At 66.9% G+C, this 15,179-nt stretch carries 12 protein-coding genes; 4 read left to right on the top strand and 8 right to left on the bottom strand.

Going from position 1 to position 15,179, the window contains the following annotated elements; translation table 11 throughout:
- Nucleotides 1-18 precede the first annotated feature (18 nt).
- Both HLH28_RS04880 and HLH28_RS04875 read right to left on the bottom strand, forming a co-directional pair.
- Nucleotides 19-1,125 (bottom strand): N-acetylglucosamine-6-phosphate deacetylase, encoded by a 1,107-nt coding sequence (locus tag HLH28_RS04880; RefSeq protein WP_182955340.1) that lies wholly within the window; start codon nucleotides 1,123-1,125, stop codon nucleotides 19-21.
- Nucleotides 1,122-1,928, bottom strand: coding sequence for a DeoR/GlpR family DNA-binding transcription regulator (locus HLH28_RS04875; protein ID WP_220789936.1), 807 nt, complete (start codon nucleotides 1,926-1,928; stop codon nucleotides 1,122-1,124). The genes HLH28_RS04880 and HLH28_RS04875 overlap by 4 nt, the downstream gene beginning before the upstream one ends.
- A 202-nt stretch (nucleotides 1,929-2,130) precedes the next feature.
- Between HLH28_RS04875 and nagB the strand changes: the two genes are divergently transcribed.
- Together nagB and ybaL are read left to right on the top strand one after the other, a co-directional pair.
- On the top strand, nucleotides 2,131-2,922 hold the full coding sequence (gene nagB, locus HLH28_RS04870) for a glucosamine-6-phosphate deaminase (protein ID WP_182955336.1): 792 nt from the start codon (nucleotides 2,131-2,133) through the stop codon (nucleotides 2,920-2,922).
- 78 nt (nucleotides 2,923-3,000) lie between these two features.
- Nucleotides 3,001-4,803, top strand: coding sequence for a YbaL family putative K(+) efflux transporter (gene ybaL / locus HLH28_RS04865; protein ID WP_182955334.1), 1,803 nt, complete (start codon nucleotides 3,001-3,003; stop codon nucleotides 4,801-4,803).
- Nucleotides 4,804-4,819: 16 nt separating this feature from the next.
- Here ybaL and HLH28_RS04860 read toward each other — a convergent pair whose 3' ends face one another.
- From HLH28_RS04860 to HLH28_RS04840, 5 genes are all read right to left on the bottom strand, one after another.
- Nucleotides 4,820-6,235, bottom strand: coding sequence for a M20 family metallopeptidase (locus HLH28_RS04860; protein ID WP_182955331.1), 1,416 nt, complete (start codon nucleotides 6,233-6,235; stop codon nucleotides 4,820-4,822).
- A gap of 40 nt (nucleotides 6,236-6,275) precedes the next feature.
- Nucleotides 6,276-8,609, bottom strand: a complete 2,334-nt coding sequence (locus HLH28_RS04855; protein ID WP_246395679.1) for a TonB-dependent receptor — start codon at nucleotides 8,607-8,609, stop codon at nucleotides 6,276-6,278.
- A 139-nt stretch (nucleotides 8,610-8,748) separates the two neighbouring features.
- Nucleotides 8,749-9,924 (bottom strand): M20 aminoacylase family protein, encoded by a 1,176-nt coding sequence (locus tag HLH28_RS04850; RefSeq protein WP_338029657.1) that lies wholly within the window; start codon nucleotides 9,922-9,924, stop codon nucleotides 8,749-8,751.
- Between the two features lie 18 nt (nucleotides 9,925-9,942).
- On the bottom strand, nucleotides 9,943-11,370 hold the full coding sequence (locus HLH28_RS04845; RefSeq protein ID WP_182955992.1) for an amidohydrolase: 1,428 nt from the start codon (nucleotides 11,368-11,370) through the stop codon (nucleotides 9,943-9,945).
- A gap of 47 nt (nucleotides 11,371-11,417) precedes the next feature.
- Entirely contained in the window at nucleotides 11,418-12,746 is a 1,329-nt protein-coding gene (locus HLH28_RS04840; RefSeq protein WP_182955327.1) for an MFS transporter, read from the bottom strand.
- 252 nt (nucleotides 12,747-12,998) lie between these two features.
- On the opposite strand from HLH28_RS04840, the gene HLH28_RS04835 reads away from it, so the two are divergent.
- Both HLH28_RS04835 and HLH28_RS04830 read left to right on the top strand, forming a co-directional pair.
- Complete coding sequence (locus HLH28_RS04835; RefSeq protein WP_182955324.1) at nucleotides 12,999-13,925, top strand: LysR family transcriptional regulator; 927 nt, start codon at nucleotides 12,999-13,001, stop codon at nucleotides 13,923-13,925.
- A gap of 15 nt (nucleotides 13,926-13,940) precedes the next feature.
- Nucleotides 13,941-14,846 (top strand): LysR family transcriptional regulator, encoded by a 906-nt coding sequence (locus HLH28_RS04830; RefSeq protein ID WP_182955320.1) that lies wholly within the window; start codon nucleotides 13,941-13,943, stop codon nucleotides 14,844-14,846.
- A gap of 43 nt (nucleotides 14,847-14,889) precedes the next feature.
- On the opposite strand, the gene HLH28_RS04825 is transcribed toward HLH28_RS04830, so the two are convergent.
- Nucleotides 14,890-15,120 (bottom strand): hypothetical protein, encoded by a 231-nt coding sequence (locus HLH28_RS04825; protein ID WP_182955317.1) that lies wholly within the window; start codon nucleotides 15,118-15,120, stop codon nucleotides 14,890-14,892.
- Nucleotides 15,121-15,179 lie beyond the last annotated feature (59 nt).

Below are 15,179 nucleotides of genomic sequence, written 5' to 3'. Positions count from 1 at the left end.
CGCCCCGACCGGACGATCCTATCGCCGGCGCACGCCTTCGACCCAGACTTCCTCGACCTCGAACGCATCGTTCATCACGACGAAATCGGCGCGCAGGCCCGGCCGCAGGGCCCCGCGATCGTCCAGGCCCAGATAGCGGGCGGCATTCCCGCTGACCAGGGCGGCCGCGTCGGTGATCGTCGTCCCGGCCCGCACGGCATTGCGCAGGGCGACATCCAAGGTCAGGACGCTGCCGGCCAGCACGCCGTCGGGCAGGCGTGCGATCCCGTCCCGGATCATCACGTCCTGCCCGCCCAGCTGGCTGGGCCCGTCGCCCAGGCCGGTGGCACGCATCGCGTCGGTGACGAACAGCAGGCGGTCGCCCATCACCCGATGCGCCAGCCTGAAGCTGCCGGGATGGACGTGATGGGTGTCGAAGATCAGTTCGGCAAAGCTTGCATCGCTGCAGAACAGCGCCGCCGCCGGTCCGGGCCGACGGCCCTCGATCCCGCCCATGGCATTGAACAGATGGGTCGCGCCGACCGTCCCGCCCGCCGCGCAGACCCGGCAGATTGCCTGCTCGGTCTGTTCGAAGCTGGCGGTGGTATGGCCGATGCTGACGCGCACGCCCGCCGCGGCGAAGGCCGCGATGGCCGTGTCGGCATGGTCCAGTTCGGGCGCCAGCGTCACCACCCGCACGATCCCGACCTCCAGCGCCGCGCGCACATGCGCGGGATCCGGCGCGATGGCGAAGGGCGGCTGCGCGCCCAGGCGATGCGGGCTGACGAACGGCCCTTCCAGATGGGCGCCGTGAATGGCCGGCCCGTCCGCGACCCCGTCGCACCTGACCTCCGCCACCGCCCGCAGCGCGTCCATGACGTCCGGCCAAGGACGGGTGATGGTGGTCGGCAGGATCGTGGTTGTCCCGTGCGCCATGTGGAAGCGGGACAGGCGGCGGATCGCCGCCGCGCCGTCCATCGTGTCGGCGCCGTCGCCGCCATGTACATGCGCATCGACAAAGCCCGGCAGGATGTAGCGGCCCTCCGCCCCGCCGCGTTCGTCGATCGACCGGATCACCCCGTCGAACGACAGCGTGCCGTCGACGACCCTGTCCGACAGGACAAGGCGGCCCTGAAGATCGGTCATCGTCGGTTCTCCTCCGCCGGACGGGATGCGGCCGCCGCAACCAGATGCAGGGCCAGGTTCATCTGCCGCAGACGCTGCGTCCAGTCCGCGGACAGGCCAGTATCGGTATGGACCTGTCCGATCTGGTCCAACGTTCCGACGCGATAGGTGGAATGGCATCCGAACTTGCTGCTGTCGGCCAGCAGGATGCGCTCGCCGGACCGCGCCAGCATGGCGGCGTTCAAGGCCGCCTCGTCGCTGTCGGGGGTCGCGATCGCGCCGTCGGGCTGGATGGCACTGGCCCCGAGATAGAGCCGGTCGAACCACAGCCCCTCGATCGCCTGACGCGCCAGCGGCCCCACGACGCACCTGTTTTCATGCCGCAGGCGACCGCCCAGCAGGACCAGCTGGATGTCCTCCACCCCCGTCAGGGTGTCCGCGATGGCGATGCTGTTGGAAAAGATCGTCAGCTTCATCGGGGTCAGGCGCAGCCGCCGCGCCAGTTGCAGGACCGTCGTCCCAGCATCGAGGAAGACCGTCGATCCCGGACGCAGCCCTGCGAAGGCGGCATCGGCAATGGCCCGCTTGGCCTCCAGCCCCCGGTTCTCCCGGGTCGCGAACCCGGCCTCGAACCCTGCGGATTCCGCGATCGCGGCCCCGCCATGGGTCCGCACGACGACCCCTTGCTCCTCCAGCCGTTGCAAGTCCCGCCGGATGGTCGCCAGCGAGGCGTTCACCACCCGGGCCAGATCGTGGATCCCCGTCGTCCCATGCCGGTAGAGATGATGCCGGATCTGCGTCAGGCGGTCGGGCAGCACGTCCATCCTCCGTTCCGGGGCGGTGCGCCGCCGGATGAAAGGCCTATCCATCGTGAAACCCGGCGCGCAAGTCAACCGGAGCATATGATCGATTATGATCGTTTTGTCAGTTTTTATGCTTGCATATGATCTTGTTTTGCCGCCATGACGACCTCACGGGCGAGATCGCCCCTTATCCATGGATGCAACGGTCTGGGAGCATGCAGGCATGAAATTGGTGGTGCGGAACGATGATCGGGCCGTCGCGGCAATGACGGCCCGCCTGATCGCCGACCTGGTCAAGGCCCGGCCGGACTGCGTTCTGGGGCTGGCCACCGGCCGCACGATGGAACGGGTGTATGGCGAACTGGTCGGGATCAGCGCCGCGGAGGGCCTCGATTTCTCGCGCTGCCGCACGTTCAACCTGGACGAATATATCGGCCTGCCACCGGGCAGCGTCCATTCGTACCGGACCTACATGAACGAACATCTGTTCTCGCGCATCGACATCCCCATCGGGAATACGATGCTGCCGGACGGATCGGCCGCCGATCTGGTGGCCGAGGCCGCCCGGTACGAGGACGCCATCCGCCGGGCCGGCGGCATCGACCTGCAACTGGTCGGCATCGGCGAGACGGGGCATATCGGTTTCAACGAACCCCTCTCCCCCTTCACGTCGCGCACCCGCGACATCACGCTGGCGCCCGGCACCCGGCGGCAGAACGCCGCCCTGTTCGACGGCGATATCGACGCCGTCCCGCAACGCGCATTGACGATGGGCGTCGGCACGATCCTGGAGGCCCGGCGGATCGTGCTTGTCGCCACGGGGTCCGCCAAGGCCAGCATCCTGGCGCAGGCGGTCGAAGGGCCGGTCACGTCCATGATCAGCGCGACCGCCCTGCACTTCCACCAGGACACCCTGGCCATCGTTGACGAGGACGTCGCCCGGCACCTGGGCCATCGCGATTATTACGACAGCATCTTCGCAACCGATCCCGAATTCGCCCCCTTTCGCGCATGATCCCATGCCGGCCACGATCATGACGCGACAACTACCGGCGGGGTCCGTTCGTTAGACCGAAACGAAGGAGCACCGATCATGACCCACGCCAGCCCGCTGATCACCATCCTGGTCACCGGGCTGACCCTGGCGTTCTTCCTCGGGGTGCTGGCCAACCGGCTGGGGATCTCGGTCCTGGTCGGCTATCTGCTGGCGGGCGTCCTGGTCGGGCCGTTCACGCCGGGCTTCGTCGCCGACCAGGAACTGGCGCTGCAACTGGCCGAAATCGGCGTGATCCTCCTGATGTTCGGGGTGGGGCTGCATTTCTCGGTCAAGGATCTACTGGCGGTCCGCGCGGTCGCGCTGCCGGGCACCCTGCTTCAGGTCGTGCTGTCGACCGGCCTGGGGGGCGGACTGGCGCTGCTGATGGGGTGGCCCCCCGCCGCCGCGCTGGTTTTCGGGCTGGCATTGAGCGTGGCCAGCACGGTGGTGCTGCTGCGCGCCCTGGACGAACAGCGGCTGATGGATACCGAACGGGGGCACCTGGCGATCGGCTGGCTGGTGATCCAGGACCTGATGACGGTCCTGGCGCTGGTATTGCTGCCGGTGGTCGCCCCGTTGCTGAAAGGGGGCGGGGCGCAATCGGATGGCCATTCCCCCGGCCTGGCCGAACTGGCGCTGACCCTGGCGGTGACGCTGGGCAAGGTCGCGGCCTTCGTCGGGCTGATGCTGCTGGTCGGGCGCAGGGTCATCCCGGCGGCATTGCATTACGTGGCCCGCACCGGTTCGCGCGAATTGTTCCGGCTGGCATTGCTGGCCGTGGCGCTGGGCGTCGCCTACATGGCATCGGAACTGTTCGGCGTATCTTTCGCGCTGGGGGCATTCGTGGCCGGCATGGTCCTGAGCGAATCCGCGCTGAGCCAGCACGCCGCCGAGGAAACGCTGCCGTTGCGGGACGCCTTCGCGGTGCTGTTCTTCATTTCGGTCGGCATGCTGTTCGATCCCGCGACCCTGGTGCGCGACCCGGCGCCGCTGCTGGGTACGCTGGCGGTCGTCTTCGTGGGCACGCCGGCGGTGGTCTTCCTGACCCTGCGCGCCCTGCGCCAGACATGGAGCACGGCGCTGACCATCGCGGCCGGCCTGTCGCAGATCGGCGAATTCTCGTTTATCCTCGCGGCGCTCGGGATCGATCTGGGCCTGCTGGACGGACGGGCGCGCAGCCTGATCCTGGGGGTGTCGATCCTGTCGATCCTGCTGAACCCCCTGGCATTCCTGGTGGTGTCCCTGCTGAAACCCTGGGCCGGCCGGCGCGACGCGGCAGCGGTCCCGCCGCAGGGCGGTGGAACGGCGCTGGCTACCATCCGGCCGGTCACCACGTTGGAAGGGCACGCGGTAGTGGTCGGCTACGGACGGGTCGGCGCGCTGGTCACCGACGGGCTGCTGCATGCCGGCTGGCCATTGCTGGTGATCGAAACCGGGGATGCGCTGATCCAGCCCCTGCGCGACCGCGGGATCGAGGTCATCCTGGGCAACGCCGCCGACCCGGCCGTCCTGGGCGCGGCCAACGTGCAGGCAGCGCACCTGCTGGTGGTCGCCATTCCCGAGATCTTCGAGGCCGGCCAGGTCGTGGAACAGGCCCGCGCCGCCAACCCGTCGCTGGAGATCATCGCCCGCGCGCATTTCGACAGCGCGGTCGAGCATCTGCGGGAACTGGGGGCCAGCACCGTCATCATGGGCGAACGCGAAATCGCCCACGCGATGCTGGAAGTGGCCACCCGCGAGGACGCGGATCCCCGCGACGACCGCGCGCACGGCCCGGCGGCGGGAAGGGCCGCGCCGGATATCGAGCCCGCCCCCTGCCCCACGCAGCCCCCCCAGCCCGCCTCATCGGGCCTCCCGTGACTGTGGCCGCCGTCCGTCAGGCGGCCGGCAGCGGCGGCGCGACGTCGTCGGGAATGGGGCAGATATATGGGGTCCGGGCGATCTGTTCGGCGTGAAGCCGCGTCGCCGCCGCACGCAGTTCGTCGTCGCGCAGCACGTCGATCGCCGTGGCGGCCATGACCTTGGCGACATGGACCATGCCCTTGTGGGCCAGCGGCGACTTGCCCTGTGCCGTCAGCTGCCATGAATGCAGGGGCGTCCCGATGGCGCAGGTCGCCCCCAGCGCCTGGACCGTCGGCACCGTCCAGCTGACATCGCCGACGTCGGTCGAACCCAGCATCGTCCGCCGCATCCGCGCGATCGGAAAGATCTCGTCGCACAGCGGACGATCGTCATCGGGCGCCAGGCCCATCATCGCCTTCGCCGCCAGGATGTCGTCACGCGTCAGGGTCGCCTGCATCGCACGGGCGAACGTCCGGTCGGCCTCGTCGAAATCCGGCGGGCCGATCCGCTCCAGATTCGCCTGCATCGCCCGTTCCAGGGGCGCGTTGCCCAGCAGGTTGGCCATCCCGCTGACGACCTGGGACGACACCGTCGTTTCGGTCATCAGCGCCGCGCCCTCGGCGACGGCGCGCACCCGGTCGGCCAGCGCCAGCATGTCCGACAGCTCGGTCGCCCGCACGACATAGCGGACCACCGCCCGGGCCTGCACCACGTTCGGCGCGACCCCGCCGGCATCCAGGTAGGCGTAATGAATGCGCGCGGTGGGAAGCATGTGTTCCCGCAGGTAATTGACCCCCAGATTCATCAGTTCCACCGCGTCCAGCGCCGAACGCCCCAGATGGGGCGCCGCCGCGGCGTGGGATGCCCGCCCGACGAAGGTGAAATCGATGGTGAGGTTGGCCAGCGAGGACGCGGGAAAGACCCCGGCGAAACTGGACGGGTGCCACGATATGGCGATATCGACGTCGTCGAAGACGCCGGCGCGCACCATGAATCCCTTGCCCGCGCCGCCCTCTTCCGCCGGGCAGCCGTAATAGCGGACACGCCCCGCGATCCTGCTGTCCGCCAGCCAGTCCTTCACGGCCGCGGCCGCCAGCGCCGCGGCCGAACCCAGCAGGTTGTGGCCGCATCCATGCCCGTTGCCGCTGCCGGCCAGCGGACGATGCGCTGTCTCGCCCGCCGCCTGGCTCAGGCCGGGCAACGCGTCATATTCGCCCAGGATGGCGATGACCGGACCGCCCTCGCCGGCCTCCCCCATCACCGAGGTCGGCAGGCCGGCCAGGTTCCGGGTGACGCGGAAACCTTCCTCGCGCAATGCCTGCTCGTGCAGCGCCGACGACCGGTCTTCGCAATAATTCAGCTCCGGCACGTCCCATACGGCATCGCTCAGGGCGATGAACCGCTCCTTCCTCGCCTCGACGACATCCCATATCGCGTCGCTGTTCTGCATGGCTCTTCCCCTTCCGTTCGACCAGATTACGGGTGCGCGATCAGAAATTCACACCGAAACGGCCACCGATGAAGCGCGGCGGGCCCGGGATCCAGAAATAAGTCGTGGTCGCCATGCCCCCGGTGGTGAAATAATCGCGATTCAGCAGGTTGGACGCATAGACCGTGGCGGACCACGGGCCCTTCGTGGGTCGGAACGTCATGTGCGCCCCCAGCAGGAAATAGGCCGGCAGATGATAGCCCGGCTGCCCGAGGCCGCCCGGGGCCATCGCCTGGGTGTCGCGATACATCCAGTCCAGCCCGCCTTCCCATTCATAGGACGGCAGCGGGTTGAACCGATAATCCGCCGAACCGTTCAGGGTCAGTTTCGGAATCCCGGAATCCGTACCGTCATAGGTATCATACAGCGGCGACCACACACCGGTCTGCGCATACTGGGCACTGGTCGCGGCGACGCTGACATTCTGGAACTTGGTGTATTTTCCGCGTTCATATCCGAAATTCTGCGTCAGGTAGACATGGCGCAGCGGATGGATCTCCGTGCTGAACTCGATCCCCCAGATGTCGGATTTCGGAACATTGACGAAACGGCCAAGCGGTCCGTAGCTGGGCACCACATAATACCCCAGGATCTGCTGGTCGTGATAGCCGTAATAGAACGCCGAGGCGTTCAGGCGGAACCGGTTGGGCACGATATCCGCCTTGAACCCGGCCTCGTACGCCATCACCGTCTCGGGCTTCATCGGCGCCAGCTGGGCCTGCACGACGGTGTTGTTCGCGGTGAACCCACCCGGCTTGAATCCCTTGCTGACCTTGAAATAGAACATCAGATCCTTCGTGGCCTGCCACTGGGCGCCCAGGACGCCGCTGAACTGGTTCGCGGCCGCCCCGGAATTGGCGAAATTCGCCACCACCGTCGTCGGCTGATACGCATTGCCACTGGCGAAATGGATGGTCGACAGATTGACCAGTTGCCGGTCGTCCGCCTCGTGGCTGATGCCGCCGAACAGGGTGACATGGTATGGCAGCCGATAGGACAGATGCGCGAACTGGTTGAACGTCTGCTGGTTCTGGTGGAACGGCGTTTCCGAGACATAGCCGCGCTTGGGAACGTAGCCGGTGAAATCGAACCACATCTGCTGATAGACGCGCACGCGATTGTAATACGCGCCCACCACCCATTGCAGCGGATCGCTGGCCCGCTTGGACGCCAGCCGCAATTCCTGCGAGAAGGAATTGGCGTTGATATTGCGATAGGTATCTCCTGTCGGCGCGGAGGTCGCGTCCGCGTCGGTAAATTCCCCTTCCCGCACGGTTTCGTAGGCACTGATGCTCTGCAGCGATGCGAAACCCAGGTCGCGCGACATCTTCAGGTCCGCGCCCCAGATCGTATTGTGCTCGCTGGGCTTCAGGTCCGGCGACCGGCCGATCAGCTTCGCGAAACCGGGCTGGATGTCCCACTCCGCCTGCTGGTAGGGCAAGGTCGGTATGAATTGCGATGACAGGAAGTTCAGCGCCGGCTTTCCGGTCACGACCTCCGAATTGTCCTGCAGCCAGTGCCCGGTCAGCATGATGTCCGTCTTGCTGTCGGGCGTCCATTTCACCTTGGCGCGCAGGGCCCCCTCGTCGGCGTCGCCCAGATGCGCGTGGGTCTGGGGATTATACTGCCAGCCGCCGCCATGCATCGTCTGGCCGGCGATCCGGAACGACAGCCCCCTGGCGATCGGCCCTGAAATGAACAGGTCGGTCCGGCTGCGGGCATAGCTTGCGATATCCTGGGTCACCCCGCCATGCCATGTGCTGGTCGGGTCGGCGGTGTGGATCAGGATCTCGCCGCCGCTGTCGGCCTGACCGTGCTCGAAACCCACCGGACCGGGATTGACGTCGACCCCGGCCAGGTCGAACATCATGCCCGACGCCATCGTCGACAATGGATACGCCACGTCGTCGATATAGGTCATGATCGATTGCGTGTTGTTCTGGGTCAGATCCTGCATGCCGACGCCACGAACGTAGAAATTCGTCGTCGCCCCGCCATTTTCGCTCTGGATCGTGACGTTCGGCGCCAGATTCTGCAAATCCGTCAGGCCGACCACACCCTTGCGGATGATCGTCTCGGCCGTCATGTGGGTCGCGGAATCCGCCTGGGTCTGCGCCGCCTGGAAATGAAAGGCGCGCCGGACATCGTTGACGACCACGTCCTCGCTGCCCGATGCCGCGACCGCCTGAACCACCGGCACGCGATGTCCACCCGCATAAACGGCGGCCGTCCCCTTCGCCGCCTGAATCGGACGACGGCTGCCGGCGACCGGATCCGCCATGCCCGCCGTCGAGAGCACCGACGTGCCCAGAAGGGCGGCGAGTCCGGCCGACATACGCCGTCGGCATCGGAGGGGATGATTTTTCCAGGACATAAGATATATTCCTTTTTCAGTGATCTGTCAGTCAGATTTTTTATTTCGATATCATAATAATATAGGTCGCGCGTATCCGCCTGCGCGGACCTGCCCCTGTTCAGCCGGGGGGCTGCATCACGCGTTCCACCACCCTGGCGAGGGCGGAGGCGCCATAGGCGATGGCCTCGTCGTTGAAATCGTAGTCGGGGTGATGCAGCGGGGCGGAATCGCCATTGCCGATACAGATATACGCCCCGCGAACCGCCTCCAGCATGAAGCTGAAATCCTCCGATCCCATGACCGGCGCCATGGCGCGGTCAACCGTGATCTCGCCGCCGATATCCTGGGCGGCGTCGGCAAACTCCCTGGCGCACTCTTCATCATTCACCGTCGGGGCGAACCGCACGCCGAAGCTGAGTTCGGCCGTGGCGCCGAAGGCCATGGCGACACCGGATGCGACCGTCGCCATGCGCTCCTTGATCCGCGCCAGCAGCGCGGGGTCGAACGCCCGCAATGTCCCGCCAATCCGCGCGACCTGTGGAATGACGTTGTGGGCGTCGCCGCCGACGATTTTCGTGACGCTGAGCACGGCGGTGTCCCGTGGCGCCACGTTGCGCGCGACGATCGATTGCAGCGCCGTCACGATGTGGCACGCCGTCAGGACCGGGTCGACCGATTCCTCGGGCCGGGCGCCATGTGCGCCTCGCCCTGTCACGACGATGTCGAAGAAGCCACCCCCCGCCATCACCGGGCCGGAATTGATGGCGAAGCTGCCGACCGGATAGCCCGGCCAGTTATGCATCCCGAAGATACGGTCGCAGGGAAACCGCGTCAGCAGCCCGTCCTCCAGCATCGCCTCGGCGCCGCCCCGTCCTTCTTCGGCCGGCTGGAAGATGAAATTCACCGTCCCGTCGAAATCCCTGGTTTCCGCAAGATATTTCGCGGCACCCAGCAGCATCGTGGTATGGCCGTCATGCCCGCAGGCATGCATGCGGCCCGCGGTCCCGCTGCTATATGGGCGATTGCCGGTCTCCTGCATCGCCAGGGCGTCCATATCCGCGCGCAGCCCTACCGAGGCCGGGCCGTCGCCCGCGCGCAGCACGCCAACGACGCCGGTCCCTCCAACCCCGCGATGCACGGCGATTCCCCATTCCGCAAGCTTGTCCGCGACCTTCTGGGACGTCCGGAATTCCTCCATGCCCAGTTCCGGATGGGCATGCAGGTCCTGGCGGAACGCGGCCAGCTCTCCCTGATAGGTCCGGATCTTCTCCAGAACCGAATACTCGTTTCGCACTCTCGGCTCTCCTGCCTCTTACAACGATTCCATGCGTTTTCGAATCGGCGGCACCACGTCGTCGGGCATGGGACACACGTAGGGATGCCGGGCCAGCCGGTCCCGATGGGCCTGCGTGGCCGCCTGCAGCAACGCGTTGTCCCGAATGACCTCGATCGCCGTCCCGGCCATGACCTTGGCGGTATGGATCATGCCCTTGTGGGCCGCCGGGGCCTTGCCCTGCGCGGTCAGCTGCCAGGAATGAAACGGCGTCCCGATGGCGCAGGTCGCACCCCGGGCCTGCACCGTCGGTACCGCCCAGCTGACATCCCCCACATCCGTCGACCCGGACGTCCCGTCGCCTTCGGCGCAGGGCGGCGCGATCAGGTCGCACAGCACCGCGTCCGGCCGGTAGGGAATTCCCATGCGGGTATAGGCCGCGCGGATATCCGCCTCGGTCAGGGTCTTGCGGATCTCCGCCGCGAATGCGCGGTCGGCATCGTCGAAGACCGGCGGCCCCAGACGTTCGAAATGCCGGTGCATCGCGGCCTCCAGCGGGGCATTTCCCATCAGGTTCGACACCGCGCTGACCACCCGGGTCGTCACCGATGTGCCCGTCATCAGGGCGGCGCCGTCGGCGATCCTGCGCACCCTGTTCACCAGGGGCGTCAGTTCCGACAAATCCTCGGCCCGGACCAGGTAGCGGACCACCACCCGCGACTGCACGACGTTCGGCGCGACCCCGCCCGCGTCGAGATAGGCGGAATGCACCCGCGCGCCCGACGGCATGTGTTCGCGCATGTAGTTCACGCCGGCACTCATCAGTTCGGCCGCGTCCAGCGCCGACCGCCCCAGGTACGGGGCCGCCGCCGCATGGGACGCCCGGCCGGAAAACGTGAAATCGATGCGCGTGTTGGCCAGCGACAGCGGGGCGTTGACCCCGGAAAATGACGCGGGATGCCAGGAGATGGCGACATCGACATCGTCGAAGACACCCGCGCGCACCATGAATGTCTTCGCCGCCCCGCCTTCCTCGGCCGGGCAGCCGTAATAGCGAACGCGCCCCGCAATGCCATTGGCCCGCAGCCAGTCCTTGACCGCCGTCGCGGCCAGCAGCGCCGACGCGCCCAGCAGGTTGTGACCGCAGGCATGGCCATGGCCGGGCCCCGGCACCGGGCGGTGTTCTGCGACGCCTGCCTCCTGGCTCAGCCCGGGCAGGGCGTCATATTCCCCGAGGATGGCAATCACCGGGCCACCCTCGCCGGCCTCGCCCATCACGGCGGTCGGGATGCCCGCGATGTCGGACGTGATGCGAAACCCCTCGGCCTCCAGCATCGCGGTGTGTGCGTCGACGGCCGTGAATTCGTCATAGGCCAGTTCGGGCGCATCCCAAACCCGGTCGGACAGCGCGCAGAACGCGGCGGCCTTGTCGTCGACGGCCTGCCAGATCCCCTCGCTATTGCGCATGTTCATGTGTTCCATCCTGATGCCGGGTCCGATGTCACCCGGTCCGTTCAGCTTGTCACCCGTGCCGCATCCGGCGCGTCCGCGCCGGCCTCGCCGCCCGGATTGTCGAAAACCCGCATCATCCGTCCGGACAGCAGCGGCACCACGGACACGAAAGACAGGGCGATGATGTAGAAGAGCCAGGACATCGGGCTACCGGTCACGCCGATCAGCGCGGTGAAGACAAGCTGCGCCGTGCCGCCGAAGATCGTGACCGCCAGCGCATAGGACAGACCGGTCCCCAGCGTCCGGACCTCCATGGGAAACAGCCCGGCCAGGATGACGATGGCCGCGCCGCTGCCGATTCCATGCGCCATCATCAGCAGCGCCAGAACCACCAGGAACACCGCCGGCCGCGGGTCATGCATCACGACCATGAACCCGGGATAGAGTGCCGCCGCCATCACCAGCCGGGCCGCGACCACGACGGGACGCGCGCCATGGCGATCTGCCAGCCAGCCGCCGGCCAGCGCGCAGACCAGCCCGACGACCCCCAGCACCAGATTGATGGTGCGCGCGAATTCTGCCGAGAAATGCAGCGTGCGAATGGCGTAGGTCGTCCCGTAGAGAAAGAAATATTGCGAGACGGTCGCCCCGGCGATCATCAGCACCGCCGCGCCGACCCGCCCGGGCATGTCGCGCACCAGCCGGCGCATCACCGCCCCCGCGCCGTCGAGGGTGACCGAACTTTCCAATGTCTCGTCGACGGAATGACGGATCCAGTATCCGGCCGGCGCGATCAGCACCCCCAGCAGGAAGGGAATGCGCCATCCCCAGGATTCGACCGCCGCCGGCGGCATCGACAGGCCCAGGATCAGACCCAGCAGGCCGGACAGGAACGTCCCGCCCTGCTGGCTGGCGATCTGCCAGCTGCCGGCCAGGCCGATCCGGCGCGCGCTGGCGCTCTCGACCAGGAAGGCCGTCGCCGGCCCCATTTCACCGCCCGTCGAAAACCCCTGTACCAGACGGGCGACGACAAGCAGAAGCGGCGCCAGGATCCCGATCCGGTCATAGCCCGGCAGGACGGCGATCATCAGGCTGCCCAGCGCCATCATCCAGATCGTCATGGTCATCGCCGCCTTGCGGCCCCGGCGGTCGGAATGGATACCGATGATCACGGCCCCCAGCGGGCGCGCCAGGAATCCCAGCCCGAAGGTCGCCACCGACAGCAGCAAGCCGACGAAGGAGTCGCCGACCGGAAAGAACACCCGCGCGATCGTCGTCGCATAGGCCGCATAGACCGTGAAATCGTAGAATTCCAGCGCGTTGCCGACGGTCGCCGCCGCGATGTTCCGCGTGGCCCTGCTTTGCTTCGATATCGCAACCGTGTTGGTCATATCCTGCCCCGATCGAAATGAATCAAGAATTTAAAAAAGCCCGAGAAGACAGATCAGATCGCGATTTTTTCTAGGAATATTCATTCGACCAGATCCTGTGGCGCATGAATTTTTCCTGTCCGTCATCGTAACGTCGCATTTCCGGTTCATTCCAGAGAAATAAGGTTTATGGTATTCAACCATATGTTGAATCCGCGGGCACACCCCTTTTCGGCCCCGCAATTCCCGGACTGCGGCACGAGACCTGACGCGATGCGGAACCTGACCCTGAAACATTTCCGACTGCTTGCGGCCCTGGCCGAAACCGGCAGCAGGAAGGCCGCCAGCGAACGGCTGCATGTCTCGATCGGCGCCGTCTCCAAATCCTTTGCGGAGCTGGAAATGCTGGTAGGCGACCACCTGCTGGCACTACGGGACGGCAAGCTGTCCGTGACCGAAAAGGGGGCGCTGATGGTCGCGGCAGGCCTGCGCATCCAGGATGAACTGAACGCGCTGGAGGTCGCCTTCAGCGACACGCGTAGCGGACTGAGCGACAGGGTGACCATCGGCTATGCCACCACGGGACTGCGGCCGTTCCTGCGCGACCTGCTGATCGAGACGAAACGGCGGCACCCGCTGCTGACGGTGTCCGCCGCGCGCGGCGTGCGCCCGTCGCTGCTGCGGCAGTTGCGTTCCGGCATGATCGACATGTTCGTGGGCAGCATCGCCGGCCTGGCGCAGGAACAGGATCTGGGCAACCTGCCGCTGTGCCACGACGAATATCTGGTGCTGTCCGGCATCGACGACCCGATCACCGACCGGCAGGCCCGGGACTGGAAATTCCTGACCGCGCGCCCCTGGCTGCTGCCCGGTCGAGACATGGCGAACCACACCTATTTCGCGAATTTCCTGCGGCAGATGGACATGCCCATGCCGCTGGACGTCATCGAAACCGACGGGTTGTTCTTCGAACGCGGGGACCTGGACAGGTATCGCCTGATCCTGACGACCGCGCACGCGGCGGCGGCCTGCCAGATCGAGGAACGGTTCCGCCGGCTGGACGTCGTCCTGCCGCAGACCCGCCTGCCCTCCGGCCTGGCCTGGAGCGGCGCGCCCCGTCCCCGCCCGTCGGTCCAGGCCGTGATCGACATCGCCCGGTCGATCGCGTCACAGCCGGGCCCTCTCTACGCATTCGCCTGACGACTGGAGAAACCCATGAAATCGGCTGGTCCGTCCCTGACCCTGCGCCAGCTGCGCCTGCTGCGCGCCACCCATGACACCGGGTCCATGCGGGGGGCGAGCCGGGTCCTGGGCATCTCCTTCGCCGCCGTGTCCAAGGCGCTGAAGGACATCGAGCAGACGCTGGGCTTCCCGCCGTTCCAGAAGACGCGCGGGCGCCTGCTGCCGACCTCACGGGGCAGCCGCTATATCGCGGCGGCCGTCCGGATCGACGAGGAAATGTCCAGCCTGGACCGGGACGTCGCCACCATTACCCGGACGGTGCCCGAACGCATCTCGATCGGCTACGCGACCATCGCCCTGCAACCCTTCCTGCGCCGCGTCATCCTGGAGGCCAAGCGCCAGCATCCCCACGTCACCTTCAGCGCCTGCCGCGACAACCGCATCGCCCTGGTACGCGGCCTTCACGCCGGCATCTTCGATTTCTTCCTGGGCAGCCTGTCCGGCTTCGACCCGGCCACGGTCGAGACGATCCCCGTCCTCAAGGATCCCTACGTCGTGCTGGCATCCCTGGACGATCCCATTACCGAGGCCCAGGCCATGGATTGGACATATCTGCTGGCGCGGCCCTGGATCCTGCCCTGCACCGGACTGCTGAACCGCGTCCATTTCGACGCCTTCCTCCAGGAAAACGACCTGGCGCTTCCGCATGACATCCTGGAGACCGACGGCCAGATCTCGGCCATCGTCCCGTCGGATACGCTGCGTCTGGTCTTCACGACCGAATGGGCCACCAAGGCCCGGGGGCTATGGCGCTTCTATCGGAAACTTCCTGTGGAATTCCCCGGATTCAACGATGTTTCCGGCGTGGCGTGGATCCGGAACGGCCCTGCCCGGCCCAGCCGCACCGACACGATCGCCATCATGCGATCGATGCCGTGACGACGATCCGGCGTTCCCATCGGCGACGGTCGCGCAGCCTGCCCTAGAACGCGAACAGGCAGGCCGTCGCCTCGGACAGGTCGCGCAATGTCAGCCCGCCGGTCCAGGCGGCCTGGACCAGCCACGCGGCGAGGCCCATTGCCGCGACGCCTGCCGCGGCCCCCGACACCGTCATCGCGACAGGCGTCCGGCCCCCCGCCCGATCATGCGCCGGCCGGACCGGCGAGGCACACCGCGCGACCATGCGGCCCCGGGGTGATTGAACATGGGTCATATCGCGATTTCCCGTACGGCCCGGTACGTCCGGACGCCGCACCTCTGCCCGTCTCGGCG

The sequence above is a fragment of the Gluconacetobacter tumulisoli genome (assembly GCF_014174155.1).
Lineage (GTDB): Bacteria > Pseudomonadota > Alphaproteobacteria > Acetobacterales > Acetobacteraceae > Gluconacetobacter > Gluconacetobacter tumulisoli.
The sequence above is the reverse complement of the archived record's forward strand: the minus strand, read 5'-3'. Positions and strand labels throughout refer to the sequence as shown.

Coding starts and splice junctions, on each gene's coding strand:
- HLH28_RS04880 (WP_182955340.1), bottom strand. CDS start 1,125: ATGACCGATCTTCAGGGCCGCCTTGTCCTGTCGGACAGGGTCGTCGAC.
- HLH28_RS04875 (WP_220789936.1), bottom strand. CDS start 1,928: ATGGACGTGCTGCCCGACCGCCTGACGCAGATCCGGCATCATCTCTAC.
- nagB (WP_182955336.1), top strand. CDS start 2,131: ATGAAATTGGTGGTGCGGAACGATGATCGGGCCGTCGCGGCAATGACG.
- ybaL (WP_182955334.1), top strand. CDS start 3,001: ATGACCCACGCCAGCCCGCTGATCACCATCCTGGTCACCGGGCTGACC.
- HLH28_RS04860 (WP_182955331.1), bottom strand. CDS start 6,235: ATGCAGAACAGCGACGCGATATGGGATGTCGTCGAGGCGAGGAAGGAG.
- HLH28_RS04855 (WP_246395679.1), bottom strand. CDS start 8,609: ATGTCGGCCGGACTCGCCGCCCTTCTGGGCACGTCGGTGCTCTCGACG.
- HLH28_RS04845 (WP_182955992.1), bottom strand. CDS start 11,370: ATGCGCAATAGCGAGGGGATCTGGCAGGCCGTCGACGACAAGGCCGCC.
- HLH28_RS04840 (WP_182955327.1), bottom strand. CDS start 12,746: ATGACCAACACGGTTGCGATATCGAAGCAAAGCAGGGCCACGCGGAAC.
- HLH28_RS04835 (WP_182955324.1), top strand. CDS start 12,999: ATGCGGAACCTGACCCTGAAACATTTCCGACTGCTTGCGGCCCTGGCC.
- HLH28_RS04830 (WP_182955320.1), top strand. CDS start 13,941: ATGAAATCGGCTGGTCCGTCCCTGACCCTGCGCCAGCTGCGCCTGCTG.
- HLH28_RS04825 (WP_182955317.1), bottom strand. CDS start 15,120: ATGACCCATGTTCAATCACCCCGGGGCCGCATGGTCGCGCGGTGTGCC.